This is a genomic window from Mycobacterium sp. ACS1612, assembly GCF_001667505.1.
GTDB lineage: Bacteria > Actinomycetota > Actinomycetes > Mycobacteriales > Mycobacteriaceae > Mycobacterium.
The window spans coordinates 201,732-222,674 of record NZ_LZHZ01000027.1 but is presented as its reverse complement, the minus strand read 5'-3'; the positions used below and the strand labels follow the sequence as shown (position 1 = coordinate 222,674).

Annotated in this window: 23 protein-coding genes; 21 read left to right on the top strand and 2 right to left on the bottom strand. The window is 66.7% G+C overall.

Annotated features, from left to right (window positions below):
* The first annotated feature begins 182 nt into the window (after positions 1-182).
* The 6 genes from A5724_RS11980 to recN are packed head-to-tail and all read left to right on the top strand — an operon-like array spanning position 183 to position 5,674.
* Complete coding sequence (locus A5724_RS11980) at positions 183-965, top strand: tetratricopeptide repeat protein (protein WP_082964976.1); 783 nt, start codon at positions 183-185, stop codon at positions 963-965.
* 2 nt (positions 966-967) lie between these two features.
* A complete protein-coding gene (locus A5724_RS11975; protein WP_067801204.1) occupies positions 968-1,990 on the top strand; it encodes an HAD-IIA family hydrolase in 1,023 nt (340 codons plus the stop codon).
* Between the two features lie 8 nt (positions 1,991-1,998).
* Positions 1,999-2,184, top strand: coding sequence for a hypothetical protein (locus A5724_RS11970; protein WP_067801296.1), 186 nt, complete (start codon positions 1,999-2,001; stop codon positions 2,182-2,184).
* A gap of 6 nt (positions 2,185-2,190) precedes the next feature.
* Positions 2,191-3,000 carry a TlyA family RNA methyltransferase gene (locus A5724_RS11965; protein WP_067801201.1) on the top strand — a complete coding sequence of 270 codons (810 nt, stop codon included), beginning with the start codon at positions 2,191-2,193 and terminating at the stop codon, positions 2,998-3,000.
* Positions 2,997-3,920, top strand: coding sequence for an NAD kinase (locus A5724_RS11960; protein ID WP_067801198.1), 924 nt, complete (start codon positions 2,997-2,999; stop codon positions 3,918-3,920). Before A5724_RS11965 ends, A5724_RS11960 begins: the two co-directional genes overlap by 4 nt.
* Positions 3,920-5,674, top strand: a complete 1,755-nt coding sequence (gene recN / locus A5724_RS11955) for a DNA repair protein RecN (protein ID WP_067801196.1) — start codon at positions 3,920-3,922, stop codon at positions 5,672-5,674. Before A5724_RS11960 ends, recN begins: the two co-directional genes overlap by 1 nt.
* On the opposite strand, the gene A5724_RS11950 is transcribed toward recN, so the two are convergent.
* On the bottom strand, positions 5,671-6,249 hold the full coding sequence (locus A5724_RS11950) for a TetR/AcrR family transcriptional regulator (RefSeq protein ID WP_067801193.1): 579 nt from the start codon (positions 6,247-6,249) through the stop codon (positions 5,671-5,673). The two genes, recN and A5724_RS11950, sit on opposite strands and share 4 nt — an antisense overlap.
* Positions 6,250-6,280: 31 nt before the next feature.
* Here A5724_RS11950 and A5724_RS11945 point away from each other — a divergent pair, with 31 nt between their 5' ends.
* The 9 genes from A5724_RS11945 (at position 6,281) to xerD (ending at position 14,820) form a co-directional block, all read left to right on the top strand.
* Positions 6,281-6,664, top strand: coding sequence for a VOC family protein (locus tag A5724_RS11945; protein ID WP_067801292.1), 384 nt, complete (start codon positions 6,281-6,283; stop codon positions 6,662-6,664).
* A 97-nt stretch (positions 6,665-6,761) separates the two neighbouring features.
* Complete coding sequence (gene steA, locus A5724_RS11940; RefSeq protein ID WP_067801287.1) at positions 6,762-7,946, top strand: putative cytokinetic ring protein SteA; 1,185 nt, start codon at positions 6,762-6,764, stop codon at positions 7,944-7,946.
* An 8-nt stretch (positions 7,947-7,954) separates the two neighbouring features.
* Entirely contained in the window at positions 7,955-8,896 is a 942-nt protein-coding gene (locus A5724_RS11935) for a copper transporter (RefSeq protein ID WP_067801190.1), read from the top strand.
* 255 nt (positions 8,897-9,151) lie between these two features.
* Positions 9,152-9,868 carry a DivIVA domain-containing protein gene (locus A5724_RS11930; protein ID WP_067801187.1) on the top strand — a complete coding sequence of 239 codons (717 nt, stop codon included), beginning with the start codon at positions 9,152-9,154 and terminating at the stop codon, positions 9,866-9,868.
* Positions 9,869-10,260: 392 nt separating this feature from the next.
* Positions 10,261-10,869: a DUF732 domain-containing protein gene (locus tag A5724_RS11925; RefSeq protein WP_232004795.1), complete on the top strand. Its 609-nt coding sequence runs from the start codon at positions 10,261-10,263 to the stop codon at positions 10,867-10,869.
* A 24-nt stretch (positions 10,870-10,893) separates the two neighbouring features.
* On the top strand, positions 10,894-11,280 hold the full coding sequence (locus A5724_RS11920; protein ID WP_067801182.1) for a nitroreductase family deazaflavin-dependent oxidoreductase: 387 nt from the start codon (positions 10,894-10,896) through the stop codon (positions 11,278-11,280).
* Positions 11,281-11,499: 219 nt separating this feature from the next.
* Positions 11,500-13,263, top strand: a complete 1,764-nt coding sequence (locus A5724_RS11915) for a CTP synthase (protein WP_067801180.1) — start codon at positions 11,500-11,502, stop codon at positions 13,261-13,263.
* The gene (locus A5724_RS11910) at positions 13,256-13,876 is read left to right on the top strand and encodes an NUDIX hydrolase (RefSeq protein WP_067801177.1); all 621 of its coding nucleotides are present in this window, start codon (positions 13,256-13,258) and stop codon (positions 13,874-13,876) included. The genes A5724_RS11915 and A5724_RS11910 overlap by 8 nt, the downstream gene beginning before the upstream one ends.
* Positions 13,873-14,820, top strand: a complete 948-nt coding sequence (gene xerD, locus A5724_RS11905) for a site-specific tyrosine recombinase XerD (protein ID WP_067801174.1) — start codon at positions 13,873-13,875, stop codon at positions 14,818-14,820. Before A5724_RS11910 ends, xerD begins: the two co-directional genes overlap by 4 nt.
* A 3-nt stretch (positions 14,821-14,823) precedes the next feature.
* Here the strand turns inward: xerD and A5724_RS11900 are convergent, their stop codons facing one another.
* On the bottom strand, positions 14,824-15,579 hold the full coding sequence (locus A5724_RS11900; RefSeq protein ID WP_067801171.1) for an O-methyltransferase: 756 nt from the start codon (positions 15,577-15,579) through the stop codon (positions 14,824-14,826).
* A 138-nt stretch (positions 15,580-15,717) separates the two neighbouring features.
* Here A5724_RS11900 and A5724_RS11895 point away from each other — a divergent pair, with 138 nt between their 5' ends.
* The 6 genes from A5724_RS11895 to der are packed head-to-tail and all read left to right on the top strand — an operon-like array spanning position 15,718 to position 20,939.
* Positions 15,718-16,578 carry a ParA family protein gene (locus tag A5724_RS11895; protein WP_067801168.1) on the top strand — a complete coding sequence of 287 codons (861 nt, stop codon included), beginning with the start codon at positions 15,718-15,720 and terminating at the stop codon, positions 16,576-16,578.
* The gene (locus tag A5724_RS11890) at positions 16,575-17,402 is read left to right on the top strand and encodes a segregation/condensation protein A (RefSeq protein WP_067801163.1); all 828 of its coding nucleotides are present in this window, start codon (positions 16,575-16,577) and stop codon (positions 17,400-17,402) included. Before A5724_RS11895 ends, A5724_RS11890 begins: the two co-directional genes overlap by 4 nt.
* Positions 17,395-18,111 carry an SMC-Scp complex subunit ScpB gene (gene scpB / locus A5724_RS11885; protein WP_067801161.1) on the top strand — a complete coding sequence of 239 codons (717 nt, stop codon included), beginning with the start codon at positions 17,395-17,397 and terminating at the stop codon, positions 18,109-18,111. Before A5724_RS11890 ends, scpB begins: the two co-directional genes overlap by 8 nt.
* Position 18,112: 1 nt before the next feature.
* Positions 18,113-18,856 (top strand): pseudouridine synthase, encoded by a 744-nt coding sequence (locus A5724_RS11880; protein ID WP_067801158.1) that lies wholly within the window; start codon positions 18,113-18,115, stop codon positions 18,854-18,856.
* Positions 18,853-19,539 (top strand): (d)CMP kinase, encoded by a 687-nt coding sequence (gene cmk, locus A5724_RS11875; protein WP_067801156.1) that lies wholly within the window; start codon positions 18,853-18,855, stop codon positions 19,537-19,539. Before A5724_RS11880 ends, cmk begins: the two co-directional genes overlap by 4 nt.
* The gene (der, locus tag A5724_RS11870; RefSeq protein ID WP_067801153.1) at positions 19,536-20,939 is read left to right on the top strand and encodes a ribosome biogenesis GTPase Der; all 1,404 of its coding nucleotides are present in this window, start codon (positions 19,536-19,538) and stop codon (positions 20,937-20,939) included. Before cmk ends, der begins: the two co-directional genes overlap by 4 nt.
* Positions 20,940-20,943: the final 4 nt, after the last annotated feature.

The following is a 20,943-nucleotide window of genomic DNA, read 5'->3' as shown; positions in this document are numbered from 1 at the left end:
CCGGAAGCTAAGCCTGCCAGCGCCGATGATACTACCCAACCCGGGTGGAAAAGTAGGACACCGCCGAACACAATTTAGAATCACCCCCCACAATTGCGTGGGGGGTGATTCTATATTCGCCACAATTCGACAAATCAATTGCTGAATTGTCGGGATTGGCAAACACGTGTAGAAAGGCATACGTGGTCCAGGACAGCCAGGGCGGCGGAGACCGGGGTCGTCCGCGACGTTCGGCGCCGCGCAGCTCGGGGCCCAACCGCGCTCGCCGCGCCCAACCCCAACCCAGCGGCGAGGCGCCGCAACCCCAGGGCCCGCCGATCCCCGCCGAAATCGAGGCCAAGCAACTCTCGCCCGAAATACGGGGCGAGCTAACGACTTTGGATCGGTCGACGGCCGACGTCGTGGCCCGCCACCTGGTGGCCGCCGGCGAACTTCTGGAGGACGACCCGCAAGCCGCGCTGGCGCATGCCCGTGCCGCGCGCGCCCGATCCGGGCGCATCGCCGCGGTTCGGGAAGCGGTCGGCATCGCCGCCTACCACTGCGGTGACTGGGCTCAGGCCCTGGCCGAACTGCGTGCGGCACGCCGAATGGGCAGCAAGTCACCGCTGCTGCCGCTGATCGCGGACTGCGAACGCGGTGTCGGGCGCCCCGAGCGAGCCATCGAACTCGCGCGCAGCCCGGAAGCGGCCCAACTCACCGGCGATGACGCCGACGAATTGCGCATCGTCGTCGCTGGTGCGCGCTCCGACCTCGGCCAGCACGAGCAGGCCCTGGCGATGCTGTCGACCCCCAAGCTCGATCCGACCCGCACCGGGCAGACCGCTGCGCGACTGTTCTACGTCTACGCCGAAACGTTGCTCGCACTCGGCCGTAACGACGACGCGCTGCAGTGGTTCATCCATGCCGCGGCCGCGGACATCGAAGGCGTCACCGACGCCGAAGAGCGCATCACGGAGCTCTCCTGACGGTGAGTACCCTTGCGCAAGAACATGATTGCTTACTGCTCGACCTCGACGGCACCGTCTTCCGCGGCCACGAAGCCACCCCGGGCGCCGTCGAGACGTTGGCGGTAGTCCGGTCGCGCATCCTGTTCGTCACGAACAACGCCTCACGCGGACCCGCCGAAGTCGCCCAGCACCTCAACGCGATGGGATTCACCGCCAAACCCGACGACGTCGTCACCAGCGCGCAAAGCGCGGCGCGGTTGCTGCAGGAGCAATTGCAGCCTGGCGCAGTGGTGTTGATCGTCGGCACCGATTCGCTTGCGGCCGAGGTCCGTAACGTCGGGTTGAAGCCGGTGCGCAAGTGGGCGGACGGCCCCGTCGCGGTCGTCCAAGGGCATTCGCCGCAAACCGCATGGCCCGATCTCGCCGAGGCGGCGCTGGCCATCCGCGGCGGCGCACTGTGGGTCGCCGCCAACGTCGACAAGACACTGCCGTCCGAACGCGGACTGCTCCCGGGAAACGGGGCGATGGTCGCTGCCCTGTGTGCCGCCACCGACACCAAACCGCAGGTGGCCGGCAAGCCGGAACCCACCCTGCTGATGGATGCGTTGGCGCGCGGCGAGTTTCGCACCCCATTGGTCGTCGGTGATCGTCTCGACACCGACATCGCGGGTGCCAATGCGGCCGGCCTGCCGAGCCTGCACGTGCTGTGCGGCGTCAGCACGGCCGCCGACACCGTCCGCGCGAGCGTCGGGCAGCGGCCCAACTACATCGCCGAGGATCTCCGCTCGCTGTACGCCCGCGCGGACACCCTCCGCATCGGACCGCATCCGGCGTGGTACGTCGACGTCGGCCCGACGGCGGTGACGGTGCAGTCCACCGGACGCGACCCCGACGACCCGCTGTCTGTGGTCCGCGCGACCGCCAGCGCGGTGTGGAACGCCCAGCTCGACGGCAGCCGCGTCGTGCTGACGGCCGGCGACGACATGGCGCGACAGGCCATGGACCGCTGGTCCCTGCTCAGCCCGCCGAATCGGCTAGCGTGAAGACCGACATGAGTACCGACCCCGACCAGATTCGCGCTCAGATCGCGGAACTACTGGCAGACGTGCCCGATCCAGCCCAGGAGGGTTCCGGGTTCGACCAGCTTGCCGATGCGGACATCGACGCCGTCGCAGCGCGGCTCGAAGAGGCTCACGACCTGCTCGTGCATGCGTTGGAATCCGTCGAGAAGGGCTAACCGCTCGTGACCCGGCGCGCTCGTGTTGACGCCGAGCTGGTGCGGCGCGGTCTGGCGCGCTCCCGGCAACAGGCGGCCGAATTGATCGGCGCCGGGCGAGTCTCCATCGACGGCATGCCGGCGGCCAAACCGGCCACGGCGATCGCCATCACCGCGACGCTTCGGGTCGAGGGCGACGACGAACGTAGCTGGGTGTCCCGCGGCGCACACAAGCTGATCGGTGCGCTGGACGCGTTTGCGTTATCCGTCGACGACCGGCGCTGCCTCGACGCAGGCGCGTCCACGGGCGGGTTCACCGAAGTGCTGCTCGACCGCGGCGCCCGTGAAGTCGTCGCCGCCGACGTCGGCTACGGCCAGTTGGCCTGGTCTCTCCGCAACGATGCGCGCGTGCAGGTGCTGGAACGCACCAACGTCCGCGATCTCACCCCCGAGGCGATCGGGGGACCGGTAGATCTGGTGGTTGCCGACCTGTCCTTCATTTCGCTGTCCACAGTGCTCCCGGCGCTGGCCGCCTGCGCGTCAGCCGAGGCGGATATCGTTCCTATGGTGAAGCCGCAGTTCGAGGTCGGTAAGGATCGGGTCGGTGCAGGCGGGGTGGTCTCCGACCCTGAACTGCGTGCCGAGGCGGTGCGCGCTGTGGCGGACAAGGCGGCCGCACTCAACTGGCATACCGTCGACGTCACCGCCAGTCCGCTGCCCGGCCCCTCCGGCAATGTCGAATACTTCCTGCACCTGCGGGCCACTGCCGACGGTCCCCTGCGCGACGAACAGCTCGCACAGGCTATCCACCGGGCCGTCGCGGAGGGCCCGCAATGACCTGCGACCGCAACGTTCTGCTGGTGGTGCACACCGGCCGTGAGGAAGCCACCGAGGTGGCACGTCGTGTCGAAAAGGTATTGGGCGACAACGGTATTGGGCTGCGACTGTTGTCCGCGGAAGCCGTTGACCGCGGTCCGTTACATCTCGCGCCCGACGACATGCGCGCCCTCGGCGTGGAAATCGAGGTGGTTGACGCCGACGAGCGCGCCGCGGAAGGCTGCGAACTGGTGCTCGTCCTCGGCGGTGACGGGACGTTCCTGCGCGCCGCAGAGCTCGCCCGCAACGTCGAAATACCGGTACTGGGCGTAAATCTGGGCCGCATTGGGTTCCTCGCGGAGGCCGAGGCCGATCACATCGACACGGTGCTCGAGCACGTGATCAAACGGGACTACCGGGTCGAGGAACGGATGACCCTCGACGTCGTGGTGCGCGTCGATGGCAGGATCACCGATCGCGGCTGGGCGCTGAATGAGGCCAGCCTCGAGAAGGGGCCACGGCTCGGCGTGCTGGGCGCGGTGCTCGAAGTTGACGGGCGGCCGGTGTCGTCGTTTGGTTGTGACGGGGTGTTGGTCGCAACACCGACGGGATCAACCGCATGGGCGTTCTCCGCCGGCGGACCCATTGTCTGGCCGGACCTGGAGGCGATCCTGGTGGTGCCCAACAACGCTCATGCGTTGTTCGCTCGGCCGATGGTGACCAGTCCCGACGCGGCGATCGCGATCGAGGTCGAGGCCAGTGGGCATGACGCGCTGGTGTTCTGCGACGGCCGCCGCGAAATGGTGGTGCCCGCCGGTGGACGGCTGGAGGTGACCCGTTGCGGGACGCCACTGAAGTGGGTGCGGTTGGATAGCGCGCCGTTCACCGACCGCCTGGTGCGCAAGTTCCGGTTGCCGGTCAAAGGGTGGCGCGGACAGTAGTGTTATCCGAAATCCGTATCGAATCGCTCGGTGCCATCAGCGCCGCGACGGCCGAGTTCGATCGCGGATTCACCGTGCTGACCGGTGAGACCGGTACCGGCAAGACCATGGTGGTCACCGGACTGCACCTGCTTGGTGGCGCGCGCGCCGACGCGTCCAGGGTGCGGTCGGGAGCCAGTCGGGCGGTGGTCGAAGGTCGGTTCACCACAACAGAATTGGGCGACGGGGTGGCCAACAAGGTGGACGACATTCTGGAGTCGTCCGGGGCCGATCGCGACGACGACGGCAGCGTCATCGCCGCCCGGTCCGTCAGCCGCGACGGTCCGTCACGCGCCTATCTTGGTGGGCGCAGCGTGCCCGCGAAATCGCTCAGCACGTTCACCAACGAACTCCTCGCGCTGCACGGCCAGAACGACCAACTGCGGTTGATGCGTCCAGAAGAACAGCGCGCGGCGCTTGACCGGTCCGTCGACGTCGAGTCGCAATTGAAGCGCTACCGACGGGTGCGCGAGGACTGGCTGGCCGCCCGTCGCGACCTGGCCGACCGCAAGCAACGCGCACGCGAGTTGGCTCAGGAAGCGGATCGGCTCAAGTTCGGGCTCAACGAAATCGACAGCGTCGCACCCGAACCCGGCGAAGATCAGGCGCTCGTCGACGACATCAGACGGTTGTCCGAACTGGATGCGCTGCGCGAGGCTGCACAGAGGGCGCGCGCCGCACTCTCCGGCTCCGACGACGATCCCTCGGACCCCTCGGCCGCCAACAGCGTCGCGCATGCGAAGTCGGCGCTCGAGGCCACCGACGACGCGACGTTGCGCGCGCTGGCCGAACAACTCACCGGCGCGTTGGCCGTGCTGACCGACGTGTCGACCGAACTCGGCGACTATCTTGCCGGACTTCCCAGCGACGCAAGCACTCTCGAAACCAAACTGGCCCGACAAAGCGAGCTGCGCACTTTGACCCGCAAATACGCCGCCGACATCAACGGGGTGTTGAAGTGGGCGGCCGACTCGCGGGAACGCCTTGGGCTCCTTGACGTCTCCGAGGAGGCGCTGGCAGAACTCGAGCGTCGTGTCGGCGAGCTCGAAGCCAAAGTGGTCAGTGCCGCAACAGAACTCACCAAGGCGCGGACCAAAGCCGCCAAAAACCTCGCGAAAGCGGTGACCGCCGAACTGGCCGGCCTGGCGATGGCCGATGCCGAGTTCACCGTGTCGGTCGCCGCCCTTCCCGCCCGCACCGACGACTCCGCGCCGCTGACTATGCCGACGGGAATCACCGTGCACGCGGGCCACGACGGTGTCGACGCCGTCGAATTCGGCTTCGCCGCGCACCGCGGCACCGACGTGCTACCGCTGAACAAGAGTGCATCCGGCGGCGAACTGTCGCGGGTCATGCTGGCACTGGAAGTGGTGCTGGCGGCGTCGGTCGAAGGCACGACGATGGTCTTCGATGAGGTCGACGCCGGTGTCGGCGGCCGCGCGGCGGTGCAGATCGGACGCAGGCTGGCCCGACTGGCCCGCACGCATCAGGTCATCGTCGTCACGCACCTGCCTCAGGTCGCCGCCTACGCCGACGTTCATCTGGTCGTCGACAGCGGCGGCGGGCGCAACAAATCCAGCGGGGTGCGCCGCCTCGACGATGACGACCGGGTCGCGGAGCTGGCGCGCATGCTGGCCGGGCTGGGGGAGTCCGACAGCGGCCGCGCGCACGCCCGCGAGCTGCTCGACGCCGCGCAGAACGACCGAAAGGACTAGGCGCCGAGCACGGTGTCCACCAGACGGGTGATGAAGTCCGCGTCCGGCGGGTCGGCAGTCATCAACCGCCGGTAGAACATCGCGCCGGCCAGCGCAACCGAGGCCGCCTCGGGGTCGACGCGCGGCGGGAAGGCACCGGCCTCGACCCCCGCCGCGATCGCGTCGGTCAACCGCTGCCGGCGTCGTGCCGAATAGCCGTGCAGGAAGTCACGAACGGTCGGTGCTGTCTCGGCGGCGTGCACCAGGGCAGGTACGCAGGCCGACAGCGGAGAGTCGCCCAGCGCTTCGGCCAGGTGCTGCAGGATCAGTTCGACGCCGGAGCGGGCGTCGCCGTCGGGACGGTCTCGGGCCGGGTCCGGCTGCACGTTGAGGGTCTCCAGGGCGTCGGCGATCAACGCCGCCTTGTTCGGCCAGTGTCGATACAGCGTGCTGCGCCCGACGCCCGCGATAGCCGCCACCGACTCCATCCGAAACCCGCTGTAGCCCTCCGTCGCGAACTCTTTGAGGGCGCCGCGCAGGATGGCCCGACGGGACTCCTCGATGCGCGGATCTGCCCGCTGCACATTCTGGGACACTTCTGTATCATAACTTCTAGGAGGTGCAATGATGAGCACATTCAGCGTTCGCTACATTGTCGACGATGTCGATGCCGCGGCGGACTTCTACACCCGTCACTTTCACTTCGAGGTGGTCATGAAACCGGGCCCGGGGTTTGCGATGCTGCGCAACGACGACCTGCGCCTGTTGCTGAACACCCCCGGCGGCGGCGGTGGGGCGGGCCAGACTCTGTCCGACGGTTCGACACCCACGCCGGGTGGATGGAACCGCTTCCAAACCCAAGTCGATGATCTGGACAGCGCGGTGGCCGAACTCAAGAACGCCGGCGTCGAATTCCGGGGTGACACCATCACCGGCAGGGGCGGCAGGCAGGCGCTTGCGGTCGATCCGTCGGGCAATCTGATCGAGTTGTTCGAGGCATATCAGGGCTGACACGACACTGTTGCAATTGTGACAAAAGGTGCGTCTGGGGCTGATGTTACGGCGCGCCTCCGACCGATTTCCGCAGTTCCTCGACAGAATCGGCGCCATGAAGATGTCAGCGCTGCTATCCCGTTCTGCCAACTCCCGGCCGGGCATCACCGGCACCGCCCGAGTTGACCGCGACATCGATCGGCTGCTGCGACGAGTCACCCCCGGTGACATCGTCGTCATCGACGCCTTGGATCTCGACCGGATCACCGCCGATGCGCTCGTCGAGGCCAACGTCGCCGCGGTCATCAACGCGTCGCCGTCGATCTCGGGCCGCTACCCGAACCTCGGACCCGAGGTGCTGGTCGCCAACGGCGTCACGCTGATCGACGAGACCGGCCCGGAGGTGTTCAAGAAGGTCAAGGACGGTGCCCGGGTGCGACTGCACGAGGGCGGGGTGTACTCCGGAGATCGGCAACTGATTCTCGGCACCGAGCGCACCGACCACGAGATCCACGAGTTGATGCACGAGGCCAAGAGCGGACTGGTCGCGCACCTCGAGGCGTTCGCGGGCAATACGATCGAATTCATCCGCAGCGAGAGCCCGCTGCTGATCGACGGCATCGGCATTCCCGACATCGACGTCGACGTCAACCGCAGGCATGTGGTGATCGTCGCCGAGGATCTCAACGCGGCCGCCGACCTCAAGGCGCTCAAACCGTTCATCAAGGAGTATCAACCGGTCCTCGTCGGCGTCGGTGTCGGTGCCGACGTGCTGCGCAAGGCCGGCTACCGACCGCAACTCATCGTCGGTGACCCCGACAAGATCGGTGCGGAGACGCTGCGCTGCGGCGCTCAGGTCGTGCTGCCCGCCGACGCCGACGGCCATGCCGCGGGACTGGAACGCATCCAGGACCTGGGTGTCGGTGCGATGACGTTCCCGGCGGCAGGCTCGGCCGCCGACCTGGCGCTGCTGCTGTGCGATCACCACGGCGCATCGCTGATCGTCACCGCGGGTCATTCGGCCAGCATCGAAGAGTTCTTCGACCGGTCGCGCCAGCAGAGCAACCCGTCTACGTTCCTGACCCGGCTGAAGGTCGGCGAAAAGCTGGTGGACGCCAAAGCCGTTGCCACGCTGTACCGCAGCCGGGTGTCGGGCGGGGCGATTGCGTTGTTGGTGCTCGCGATGCTGATCGCAGTGATCGCGGCGCTGTGGGTGTCGCGAGCCGACGCCGCGGTGCTGGACTGGATCGCCAACTACTGGAACCGGTTCTCGCTCTGGGTTCAGGGCTTGGTCGCTTAGGAAGTCCTATGATTTCGCTTCGCACGCATGCGATTTCGCTCGCAGCAGTGTTCCTCGCGCTGGCCGTCGGGGTGGCGCTCGGGTCGGGGCTGCTGTCGAACACGTTGCTGTCAGGCCTGCGTGACGACAAACATCAGCTGCAGAATCAGATCAACACGCTCACCGACGACAAGAATGCGCTGAATGAAAAGCTCAGCGCCGCAGGCGAGTTCGACGCGCAGATGTCGCCGCGAATTCTCCATGACGTGCTGCAGGCCAAGTCGGTGGTGGTGTTCCGCACCCCCGACGCCACCGACGACGATGTCGACGCGCTGACCAGAATGGTCGGACAGGCAGGCGGCACGGTCAGCGGAACCATCGCGCTGACGCAGGAATTCGTCGACGCGAACTCCGCCGAGAAGCTGCTGTCGGTGGTGAACTCGCCGATCGTGCCCGCCGGCACGCAGCTGAGCACCAAATCGGTGGACCAGGGATCGCAGGCCGGCGACCTGTTGGGAATCGCCCTGTTGATCAACAGGGACCCGAAGGCTCCAGTGGTCGACGACACTCAGCGCGACACCGTGCTGACGGCGCTGCGCGACACGGGCTTCGTCACCTACGGCGCCCAGCGCGTCGGACCCGCGAACACCGCGCTGATCGTCACGGGCGGGGGACTGAGCGACGGCGCGGGCAACCAGGGGCCCACGGTCGCGCGCTTCGCGGCCGGGCTCGCTCCGCACGGCTCAGGCACGGTGATCGCGGGACGGGACGGCTCTGCGTCCGGCACCGCCGCGGTCGCCGTGGCGCGGTCGGATTCCGGGCTGAAGAGCGCGGTGTCCACCGTCGACGACGTCAACGCCGAATCCGGCAGGATCACAACCATGCTCGCGTTGGGTGACCTGATCAACGGCGGGCGGCCCGGGCAGTACGGCGTCGGGCAGGGCGCCACATCGGTAACGCTGCCGCAATGAACTGCTTGCCCGGTCACTGAAGACGCCGCCCGCCCACTGGGCGTATGGCCGTCGAAGGGCTGCCAGCGTCGACGACTCGAAATCGCTTCTCAGACAGCACTATTCGTACTGTCTGGCCGCAAATCGACACAGGTTCTCGCGCCATCGCCTGAGGCCACGAGGTGACGTCATCGGGTCATCACATGGCCGTGCAATACTCGGTTGCGGGTCGGCCTCGCGGGGTATACCAGGCGTTTTCAGGAGGGGAATTCTGCAGTGATAATCGAACCCGCAAAGACTTTTTCTCGCACATTCAGGGGCTATGATGCGGCCGCGGTGGACGCCTACATCGAGGCGTCGACCACCAAACAGCGCTTGCTGATGAATGACGTCGAAAGCTTGAGAGCGCGGCTGAAGGAACGCGACGACGAGGCCACCGCGTTGCGGAAGGAAGTCGCGACCCTGACGGATACCTCACCGGCACCTCAGGCAGTGCAACAGCGCATGGCAAAGATGCTGCGGCGGGCGGTCGACGAGATCGCCGAGATGCAGTCAGAAGCGCGCGCCGAGGCGGATGCGCTGATCACGGCGGCCAAGGACGAGGTCGATGCCGAGCGACGCACGCACGAGGATGTGTTGGCGGATCTGGTCGCGAAGCGGACCGCCTTGACGGCCGAGTATGAGGCAACCAAGAAGGAGCTCGACGCCGAACTGGCCCGGATGCGTGCCGCAACCCGAACCGAGATCGAGGAGGCGTCGCAGGACGCCCAGCAGGAGCGCGAACAACTTCTCGCCGACGCGAAACAAGAAGCCGACTATTACCGTGAGCAGGCCTGGCGGGCGGTGAACGACGCAAATGAGCAACGAATCAAGGTCCTGGAACAACTGATGGGCGTGTACCGCGACCTAGAAGCGGTTCCGGCGGCTCTTGAGTCGGCTTACCAGGAAGCAAAGAATGCCACTCAACCCAGCGTCGCGGCCTCACTGGACTGATCCGTTGCGGGCGAGCGACGATCGCACCGCCTGCGGCGTCCTGCGAGCCAGAATGGGGTGATGCTTCGTCTCGACTCAGGTGTCGCCTGGTTACCGCTCGAGGTTCCGTCAACGTGACTTGCCCGTATTGCCAGGCACCTGTGGGCGAGGGCGGCGTGTGCGACAGGTGCGGACCCGCACGGAAAGACGTGACGCTGTCGGGTTGGCGGCCCGACCCGACCGGACGCCATGAAGGTCGGTATTACGTTGCGGGGCGGCCGACCAGCCGGGTCCGCAACGGGCGAGCACAAGCCAGCGACCCTACCGGCGGCGCCATGCTCCCGGACTACGTCGACCTTCCGGCACCCAACAAGCTCAGCATCCGATCAACCTGGTTAGGCACCGGAGCAGTCGTGGCGATCATCGTCATGCTGGCGCTGGTGTGGTGGGCGATGCGTGTATCGCATCGGCCTCAGTCGCCGCCTCCCGAGGAGCTCTATCTGTCAGTGCTGCACGATGCTGGCTTGGCGGGGCAATTCAACTCGGATGCCAACGCGGTCGCCCACGGCAAGCAGGTTTGCCGCGCGCTCGACGAAGGCGGACCGCAACAAGGGTCGCCCGCCGACAAGATCGCCGTGGACGCCTTCTGTCCGCGGTTCACCAGCGGTTTCCACATCTTCGAAACTGTCACCGCTACAGGGACATTCGTGCTGACCGCGGCTGGCCCGGATGCGCTGGTCAGCTCGATCGCCTCAGACGGGTCGTCCTGTCACGGAGTCAACGGCTACGCCGACATCAATGGCGACACTCAAGTCATCGTGCGCAACGGCCACGGCGACATCCTGAGCACGACCGAATTGGGCCAGGGCCATGGCGACGATCAGACCTGCACCTTCTCGTTCCGCTTTCCGGTCACCGAAGCCCAGGACCGCTATGTCGTCTCGGTCAGCCATCGTGGCGACTTCGTCTACACCTTCGATCAGCTAGCACATCAAGGCGTGCACATTCGCCTTGGCGGCTAGTCACGTTGTGAAAAAGGGGATTTCATGCGAATGCCGCGTACTGTCGCAAAATTCAACCGCCGTGTCACTAATCCAGCGGCTCGTTCAATCACACCGTGGCTTCCCGGCCTAGGGACGCTTGAACATGTCGGACGTAAGTCCGGCAATCCATATCGAACACCTCTGTTGGTTTTCAAGACCCGAGACGGCTTCGTCATTCTCATCGGCTACGGGGTGAAGTCGGACTGGCTCAGGAACGTATTAGCGGGCGGCCCGACGGTACTGCACAAGCGGGGCCAGGCTGTCCCTTTGGCCAGCCCGCGGCTCGTGAGTAAGGCTGAGGGTGCGAACCTCGTCACACCGGCATTCCGACTGTTCTATCGCCTGTTCCCTTACGACGAAGCAGCGTTGGTGCTGACGAAGACCGCGTAAGCGCGGGCCTGCCCGGGGTCGTGGCCGTGGCCAGGTCGGACGCTGGGCCGAGCAGCGCCGTGAGCACCGGCCAGCGCGCGGCATCAGTAACCGGGCCGCAATGAACGCGGATGGCGTGTCAGCACCGGCTTGTCGGCGGCGGTGTTAGGGTGGGGTTCCGTGGGTCGGCAGGCCCCAGCTAGTTCAGCGATCCCCTGCCCGTCGTCACGGAGGTTGCTCTTGCCAGCGTTACGCAAGCACCCGCAAACCGCCACCAAGCACCTCTTCGTAACGGGCGGCGTGGTCTCCTCACTCGGTAAAGGTCTGACGGCGTCCAGCCTCGGCCAGTTGCTGACCGCGCGGGGCTTGCAGGTCACCATGCAGAAGCTCGACCCCTATCTCAACGTCGATCCCGGCACCATGAACCCGTTCCAGCACGGCGAGGTGTTCGTCACCGAGGACGGCGCTGAAACCGACCTCGACGTCGGGCATTACGAGCGTTTCTTGGACCGCAACCTGTCCGGCTCGGCCAATGTCACCACCGGCCAGGTGTATTCGTCCGTGATCGCCAAGGAGCGCCGCGGTGAATACCTGGGCGACACCGTCCAGGTCATCCCGCACATCACCGACGAGATCAAGAGCCGCATCCTGGCGATGGCCGCACCGGACGCCGACGGCCACCGGCCCGACGTGGTGATCACCGAGATCGGCGGCACCGTCGGCGACATCGAATCGCTGCCCTTCCTTGAAGCGGCGCGACAGGTCCGCCACGAGGTCGGCCGGGAGAACTGCTTCTTCCTACACTGCTCGCTGGTGCCCTACATGGCGCCGTCCGGCGAGCTGAAGACCAAACCGACGCAGCACTCCGTCGCCGCGCTCCGCAGCATCGGTATCACCCCCGATGCGCTGATCCTGCGCTGCGACCGCGACGTGCCCGAACCGCTGAAGAACAAGATCGCGCTGATGTGCGATGTCGACATCGACGGCGTGATCTCCACTCCTGACGCACCGTCGATCTACGACATCCCCAAGGTGCTGCACCGCGAGGAACTCGACGCCTACGTGGTGCGCCGGCTGAACCTGCCGTTCCGCGACGTCGACTGGACGCAGTGGAACGACCTGCTGCAGCGGGTGCACGAACCGCACGAGACGGTGCGAATCGCTCTGGTGGGCAAGTACATTGACCTGTCCGACGCCTACCTGTCGGTGGCCGAGGCGCTGCGCGCGGGCGGCTTCGCGCATCGCGCAAAGGTGGAGATGCGCTGGGTCGCCTCCGACGACTGCGAAACCGACGCCGGTGCCGCCGCCGCGCTCAACGATGTGCACGGTGTGCTGATCCCCGGCGGCTTCGGTATCCGCGGCATCGAGGGCAAGATCGGCGCCATCTCGCACGCTCGAAGGCGCGGACTGCCGGTGCTCGGGCTGTGCCTTGGCCTGCAGTGCATTGTGATCGAGGCTGCCCGCTCCGTCGGCCTGACCGCTGCCAACTCCGCCGAGTTCGACCCGAAGACACCGGATCCGGTCATCTCCACGATGGCCGATCAGCGTGACGCGGTCGCGGGCGAAGCCGATCTCGGCGGCACCATGCGACTGGGCGCCTATCCGGCCGTACTAGAGGCAGGATCGATTGTGGCGCAGGCCTATCAAGCCACCGAAGTGTCCGAGCGGCACCGCCATCGCTACGAAGTGAACAACGAATACCGCGACCGCATCGCCGAAAGCGGGCTGAAGTTCTCCGGCACCTCGCCCGACGGTCATCTGGTGGAGTTCGTCGAGTACGCCGCTGACGTGCACCCCTTCATCGTCGGCACCCAGGCGCATCCGGAACTCAAGAGCAGGCCCACCCGCCCGCACCCGCTGTTCGTCGCGTTCATCGGCGCGTCGCTCAACTACAAAGCCGAGGAACGATTGCCGGGCATGGACATCCCCGAGCAGCGCGCGAACGGCATCGAACACCACGAGAACGGTTCGCAACTGCTCCAAGAGCACGCAGCCCGTGGCTGATCACGAGTTCGAGACGGTCAACAGCAAAACCATCTATGTGGGAAAGATTTTCGCGCTGCGCACCGACGAGGTGCGGATGCCGCACGGCAACATCGCCAAGCGCGAGGTCATAGAGCACTACGGTGCGGTGGCGGTGCTGGCGCTCGACGCCGCCGACAACGTGGTGTTGGTCTACCAATACCGGCATCCCGTCGGCCGCCGACTCTGGGAACTGCCCGCCGGACTGCTCGACCTCGGTGGTGAACCGCCGCACATCACCGCGGCGCGTGAACTCAGGGAGGAGGCAGGACTCGAGGCGACCGACTGGCGGGTGCTGGTAGACCTCGTCTCGGCGCCGGGCTTCAGCGATGAGTGCGTGCGGGTGTACCTCGCGACCGGCATCACCGACGTCGGCCGTCCCGAGGCCCACGACGAGGAGGCCGACCTTCAGGTGAAGTGGTTTCCCCTCGAGCAGGCCAGGCGGATGGTGCTCAACGGTGAAATCGTCAATTCCATTGCCATAGCGGGCATTCTGGCCGCCCACGACGTCGAGGATCCGGCCACGCTGCGACCCGTCGACGCGCCGTGGCCCGACAGGTCGAAGGCGTTCGCCGCGCGACAGGCCGACAAATGACGGCGTTCCGCTGCGCTCTGGACGACCAGTTGCAGGGCTACCTCGACCACCTCACCATCGAACGCGGCGTCGCGGCCAACACCCTGAGTTCGTATCGCCGCGATCTGCGCCGGTACTCGGAGCACCTGACCGAACGGGGCATAGACGATCTGGCCAAGGTCACCGAGGCCGACGTCAGTGACTTCCTGGTGTCGCTGCGTCGCGGCGACCCCGACACGAAAACAGCTCCGCTGTCAGCGGTTTCGGCGGCGCGTGCGGTGGTTGCCGTACGGGGTCTGCACCGCTTCGCGGCCTCGGAGGGACTGACCGCAGTCGACGTGGCACGCGAGGTGAAGCCACCGACTCCCAGCCGGCGGCTGCCCAAGAGCCTGACCATCGATGAAGTGCTGGCCCTGCTCGAGGCCGCCGGAGGCGACAGCGAGGCCGACGGTCCGCTGACGCTGCGCAACCGGGCACTGCTGGAACTGTTGTACTCCACGGGCGCACGCATCTCGGAGGCGGTCGGCCTCGACATCGACGACATCGACACCCAGGCCCGCTCGACGTTGCTGCGCGGCAAGGGCGGCAAGCAGCGACTGGTACCGGTCGGCAGGCCGGCCGTCAGCGCCCTTGATGCCTACCTGGTCCGAGGGCGCCCGGACCTGGCGCGCCGTGGTCGCGGGACGTTCGCCATTTTCCTCAACGCCCGCGGCGGGCGGTTGTCGCGGCAGAGCGCGTGGCAGGTGCTGCAGGACGCCGCCGAACGCGCGGGAATCAAGGCCACGGTGTCACCGCACGTGCTGCGGCACTCCTTCGCGACGCATCTGCTCGACGGCGGCGCCGACGTCCGGGTGGTGCAGGAATTGCTCGGGCACGCCTCGGTGACCACGACGCAGATCTACACCATGGTCACCGTGAACGCGCTGCGCGAGGTCTGGGCGGGGGCCCACCCGCGGGCCCGCTGACGGTCAATCGACTAGGTACTGCGACTCCAGCACGACGTCGGGAACCAGCGACTGGTACTCGCCGTGCGTCCTGTGTTCGACGGTGTCGAACAGCTTGCCCTGCTGCTGATTCATGAACTCGCGGTATTTCGGCGAACCGGGAATCAGGATGTTGTCGGCGACCACGATCGATCCGCGGTGCAGCCAGCCCCGGTCGAGGATGCTCTGCAGGTCGGGCAGATAGGCGGCCTTGTCGTGGTCGATGAACAACAGGTCCAGCTTTCCGGGAGCGAACGCGTGTTCGGTGGCCAGCTTGTCGAGGGTGACCCCGCCGTCGCCGATCGTGCCCACCACGCAGGTGACCCGGTCGGCCACGCCTGCGTGGGCCCAGATCCGTTGCGCTACCGCGGCGTTCGCGGCCGACAGCTCGACGGAGAACACCTTGGCTGTCGGCGCGGCGCGGGCGATCCGCAGCGAACCGTAGCCGCAGTAGGTACCCAACTCCAGCGCCAGGGCGGGGTTGGCGCGGCGGACCGCGGCGTCGAGCAACACGCCCTTCTCGTCGCCGACGTTGATCAGGAACGACTTCTCATACGCGAACTGGTCGACCTTGGCGATAACGTCGTCGATGTCGCCCTGGCGTGCGTTGGCGACCACGTAGTCGGCCGCGGCGACTTCGCGTCCGTCACCGATCTGGCCGGTCTTGGTGATGTTGCGGGCTCCCACCGCCAGCCGCCAGAACGACCAGCGCAGGAACGGTACGCGCTGCTTGAGGCTCACGTCGCCAGCCTATTCGGGCGGACCTGTTGATTGCGCCCGACGTTGCCCGCGGGTCTGCCAGTCCAGGCAGTCGCCTGCCGTTAAACTTGCCCGGATGTTCGGAATGCCTTCTGCGTGCCTGACCAGCGGCGGTCGGCTATGACCGACGAAGGAGGAGGCTCCGAACTGGGCCTGACCGGCCGGCTGCCACGAAGCATTCCGGAGCCCAAGCCGAAGAACGTGCACGGGCCGGCGAAGGTCATCGCGATGTGCAACCAGAAGGGCGGCGTCGGGAAGACCACGTCGACCATCAATCTGGGCGCCAGCCTGGCCGAATACGGGCGGCGGGTGCTGCTGGTGGACCTCGATCCGCAGGGAGCGCTCTCCGCGGGGCTGGGCGTGCCGCACTACGAGCTCGAGCAAACGGTGCACAACCTGCTCGTCGAACCGCGGGTGTCGATCGACAACGTCGTGATCCACACCCGGGTACCGGGCATGGACCTGGTGCCTAGCAACATCGACTTGTCGGCCGCCGAGATCCAGTTGGTCAACGAGGTCGGCCGCGAACAGTCGCTGGCTCGCGCGCTGTATCCGGTGCTCGACCGCTACGACTATGTGCTGATCGACTGCCAGCCGTCGCTGGGCCTGCTCACCGTCAACGGGCTGGCCTGCAGCGACGGCGTCATCATCCCGACCGAATGCGAGTACTTCTCGCTGCGCGGCCTCGCTCTGCTGACCGACACGGTCGACAAGGTGCACGATCGGCTCAACCCGAAGCTGTCCATCAGCGGCATTCTGATCACCCGTTACGACCCCCGCACCGTCAACTCCCGCGAAGTGATGGCCCGGGTGCTGGAGCGGTTCGGCGATCTGGTGTTCGACACCGTCATCACCCGCACGGTCCGGTTCCCCGAAACCAGTGTCGCAGGCGAGCCGATCACCACCTGGGCGCCGAAATCCGGTGGGGCCGAGGCATATCGGTCGTTGGCGCGCGAGGTCATCGACCGGTTCGGCGCGTGAACGACGTTCAATCAGCACCGGAGGAGCAGAACCAGCAGAGCGGTTTCCAGGTCCGGCTGAGCAATTTCGAGGGGCCGTTCGATCTGCTGTTGCAGCTGATCTTCGCGCACCGCCTCGACGTCACCGAGGTGGCGCTGCATCAGGTCACCGACGACTTCATCGCCTACACCAAGGCGATCGGTCCGCAGCTGGAGTTGGAGGAGACGACGGCGTTCCTGGTGGTCGCGGCCACCCTGCTGGACCTCAAGGCGGCGCGACTGCTACCCGCCGGTGAGGTGCACGACGAGGACGACCTGGCACTGCTGGAGGTCCGCGATCTGCTGTTCGCCCGGCTGCTGCAGTACCGCGCGTTCAAACACGTCGCGGAGATGTTCGCCGAACTGGAAGCTGCCGCGCTGCGCAGCTATCCGCGCGCGGTGGCGTTGGAGAAGCGCTACGAGGACCTGCTGCCCGAGGTGATGCTGGGCGTCGACGCCGAGAGCTTCGCGCAGATCGCCGCGGCGGCGTTCACCCCGCGACCGGTGCCCACAGTGGGCACCGAACACCTGCACGAGGTCGTGGTGTCGGTGCCGGCGCAGGTGAGCAACTTGATGCACCTGCTGGAGGGCCGCGGCATCGGGCAGTGGGCGTCGTTTTCCGAGCTGGTGGCCGACTGTGCTGCGCCGATCGAGATCGTGGGTCGGTTCCTGGCGCTGCTCGAGCTCTACCGGGCGCGGGCGGTAGCATTCGAGCAACCAGAACCGCTTGGTGTGCTCCAGATTTCGTGGACCGGCGAACGGCCCACCAACGAACACCTGGCTGCGGAAGTGGACCAATATGACTGACGATTTGCCGACCGAAGCTGCCGTGGACGTCCCCACCCATTTGGACTTGGGTATCGACGTCGCGACCGCACCCGAGCTGGAGGATTCCGAGCTGGGCGCGGCGCTGGAGGCGCTGCTGTTGGTGGTCGACACCCCGGTGACGGTCGATCAGTTGGCCGCCGCGACCGATCAGCCGGCGTATCGGGTCGCCGCAAAGCTTCAGTTGATGGCCGAGGAACTGACGGCCAGGGACAGCGGCATCGACCTGCGTGAAGCCGGCGGCGGCTGGCGGATGTACACCAGGGCGCGGTTCGCCCCGTATGTCGAGCGGCTGCTGCTCGACGGTGCCAGGTCCAAGCTGACCCGCGCGGCGTTGGAAACGCTGGCGGTGGTGGCCTACCGCCAACCGGTTACCCGTGCGCGGGTGAGCGCGGTGCGGGGTGTCAACGTCGACGCGGTGATGCGCACGCTACTGGCGCGCGGACTGATCACCGAGGCGGGGGTCGACCCTGATACGGGCGCGACGACCTTCGCGACCACCGAGCTGTTCCTGGAGCGGTTGGGTTTGACGTCGTTGACCGACCTGCCGGACATCGCGCCGCTGCTACCCGACGTGGACGTGATTGACGATCTCAGCGAATCTCTCAGCGAAGAGCCACGTTTCATGAAACTCAACGGTGGGGTGCCCGCAGGTGGCGAAGCCGCGCCGTTCGACGTGGATCAGGAGTGAGATGGCCGACTCCGAAGGAGTGCGCCTGCAGAAGGTGTTGTCGCAGGCGGGAATTGCATCGCGCCGCGTCGCCGAGAAGATGATCCTGGACGGCAGGGTCGAGGTCGACGACAGAATCGTCACCGAACTCGGCACCAGGGTCGATCCGGATGTCTCGGTGATCCGCGTCGACGGGGCCCGCGTCACGCTCGACGACACGTTGGTACACCTGGCGATCAACAAACCGCGCGGCATGCATTCGACGATGAGCGACGACCGGGGCAGGCCGTGCATCGGTGATCTGGTCGAGCATCGGGTACGCGGCAACAAGAAGCTGTTCCACGTCGGCCGACTCGACGCCGACACCGAGGGACTGATGCTGCTGACGAACGACGGCGAGTTGGCGCACCGGTTGATGCATCCGTCGTTCGAAGTGCCCAAGACGTACGTGGCGACGGTCGACGGGGCCGTGCGTCGGGGTCTGGGCAACAAGTTGCGCGAAGGCATCGAACTCGAGGACGGCATGGCTCGGGTCGACGATTTCGCGTTGGTGGACAAGGTGCCCGGCAAAACGCTGGTGCGGGTGACGTTGCATGAAGGCCGCAAGCGGATCGTGCGAAGGATGCTGGCGGCGGTCGGCCATCCGGTGCTGGAACTGGTGCGCACCGACATCGGCTCGGTGGCTTTGGGCGATCAGCGGCCGGGCAGCATCCGGGTGCTGAGCCGCAAGGAGGTAGGGGAGTTGTACAAGGCGGTGGGCCTGTGAGCTCCACGCTGGTGATCGCGGTCGACGGGCCTGCGGGAACCGGAAAGTCTTCGGTATCACGGGGTTTGGCCCGTTCATTGGATGCCCGCTACCTGGACACCGGTGCAATGTACCGGATTGTGACGCTCGCGGTGCTGCGGGCCGGAGTGGACCTGAAGGACGACGACGCGATCGGCGCGGCCGCGGCCACCGTCGACCTCGGCGTCGGCTACAACCCAGACGAGGACCGCTCCTACCTTGCGGGAGAAGACGTTTCAGCCGAGATCCGAGGAGACGAGGTCACCAAGGCGGTGTCTGCGGTGTCCGCGGTGCCCTCGGTGCGGGTCCGACTGGTCGAGTTGCAGCGAAAACTGGCGGCCGGTCAGGGCAGCGTCGTCGTCGAGGGGCGCGATATCGGCACGGTGGTGCTCCCCGACGCCGACATCAAGATCTTCCTCACCGCGTCGGCGGAGGAACGCGCACGGCGGCGCAACGACCAGAACATCGCCGCCGGCCTTCCCGACGACTACGAGGCCGTGCTGGCAGACGTCAAACGCCGCGATCATCTGGACTCGACGCGACCAGTATCGCCGCTACGAGCCGCCGCCGACGCGCTCGTCGTCGACACCAGCGAGATGACCGAATCTGAAGTGGTGGCCTATCTGCTGGACCTGGTGAAGCAGCGGGTCGGGGCGCCGCGATGAGCGACGGCACCTGGAGCGACGAAACCGATTGGGAGTTGGGCGCAGAGGAGGTCGCAGAAGCGATCGAGGAGGCCGCGGCGCCGCCACCGGTGGTCGCGGTCGTCGGTCGCCCGAACGTCGGCAAGTCGACGTTGGTGAACCGCATCTTGGGCCGTCGCGAGGCCGTCGTGCAAGACGTGCCTGGGGTGACCCGTGACCGCGTGTCCTACGACGCGCTGTGGAGCGGCAGACGGTTCGTCGTACAGGACACCGGCGGATGGGAACCGGACGCCAAGGGCCTGCAGCAGTTGGTGGCCGAACAGGCCTCGGTGGCCATGCGCACGGCAGACGCGATCGTCTTCGTCGTCGACTCGACGGTCGGGGCGACGACGGCCGACGAGGCGGCGGCGCGGCTGCTGCAACGTTCGGGCAAGCCAGTTTTCTTGGCGGCCAACAAGGTTGACACCGAACGCGGTGAGGCCGACGCGGCGGAGTTGTGGTCGCTCGGGCTGGGCGAGCCGCATCCGGTCAGCGCGATGCACGGCCGCGGGGTTGCCGATCTGCTGGACAAGGTGACCGAATCGCTGCCCGCCGTCTCGGAAATGGCGTCGGGCGGGGGAGGGCCGCGCCGAGTCGCGTTGATCGGCAAGCCGAATGTCGGCAAGAGTTCACTGTTGAACCGGCTGGCCGGGGACCAACGGTCGGTGGTACACGACGTGGCGGGCACGACGGTCGACCCGGTCGACTCGCTGATCGAAATGGACGGCAAACTCTGGCGTTTCGTCGACACAGCGGGCTTGCGGCGTAAGGTCGGTCAGGCCAGCGGGCACGAGTTCTACGCGTCGGTGCGCACGCACGGCGCCATCGACGCCGCCGAGGTCGCGATCGTGTTGATCGACGCGTCGCAGCCGCTGACCGAGCAGGACCAGCGGGTGCTGTCGATGGTGATCGAGGCGGGCCGGGCGCTGGTGCTGGCGTTCAACAAGTGGGACCTGGTCGACGAGGATCGGCGGTATCTGCTGAATCGCGAGATCGACCTGCAACTTGCACAGTTGCAGTGGGCGCCGCGGGTCAACATCTCGGCCAAGACCGGCCGCGCGGTGCAGAAGCTCGTGCCTGCGCTGGAGACGTCGCTGGCGTCGTGGGACACCCGGGTGCCGACCGGGCGGCTGAACACCTTCTTCAAGGAGGTGGTGGCGGCCACCCCGCCACCGGTGCGCGGCGGCAAGCAACCGCGGATCTTGTTCGCCACACAAGCCACTGCGCGGCCGCCCACGTTTGTGTTGTTCACCACAGGTTTTCTCGAGGCCGGCTATCGGCGCTTCCTTGAGCGGCGATTACGCGAGACATTCGGGTTCGAGGGCAGCCCGATCCGGATCAACGTGCGGGTGCGGGAAAAGAGAGGCGCAAAGTCTCGATAGGGTT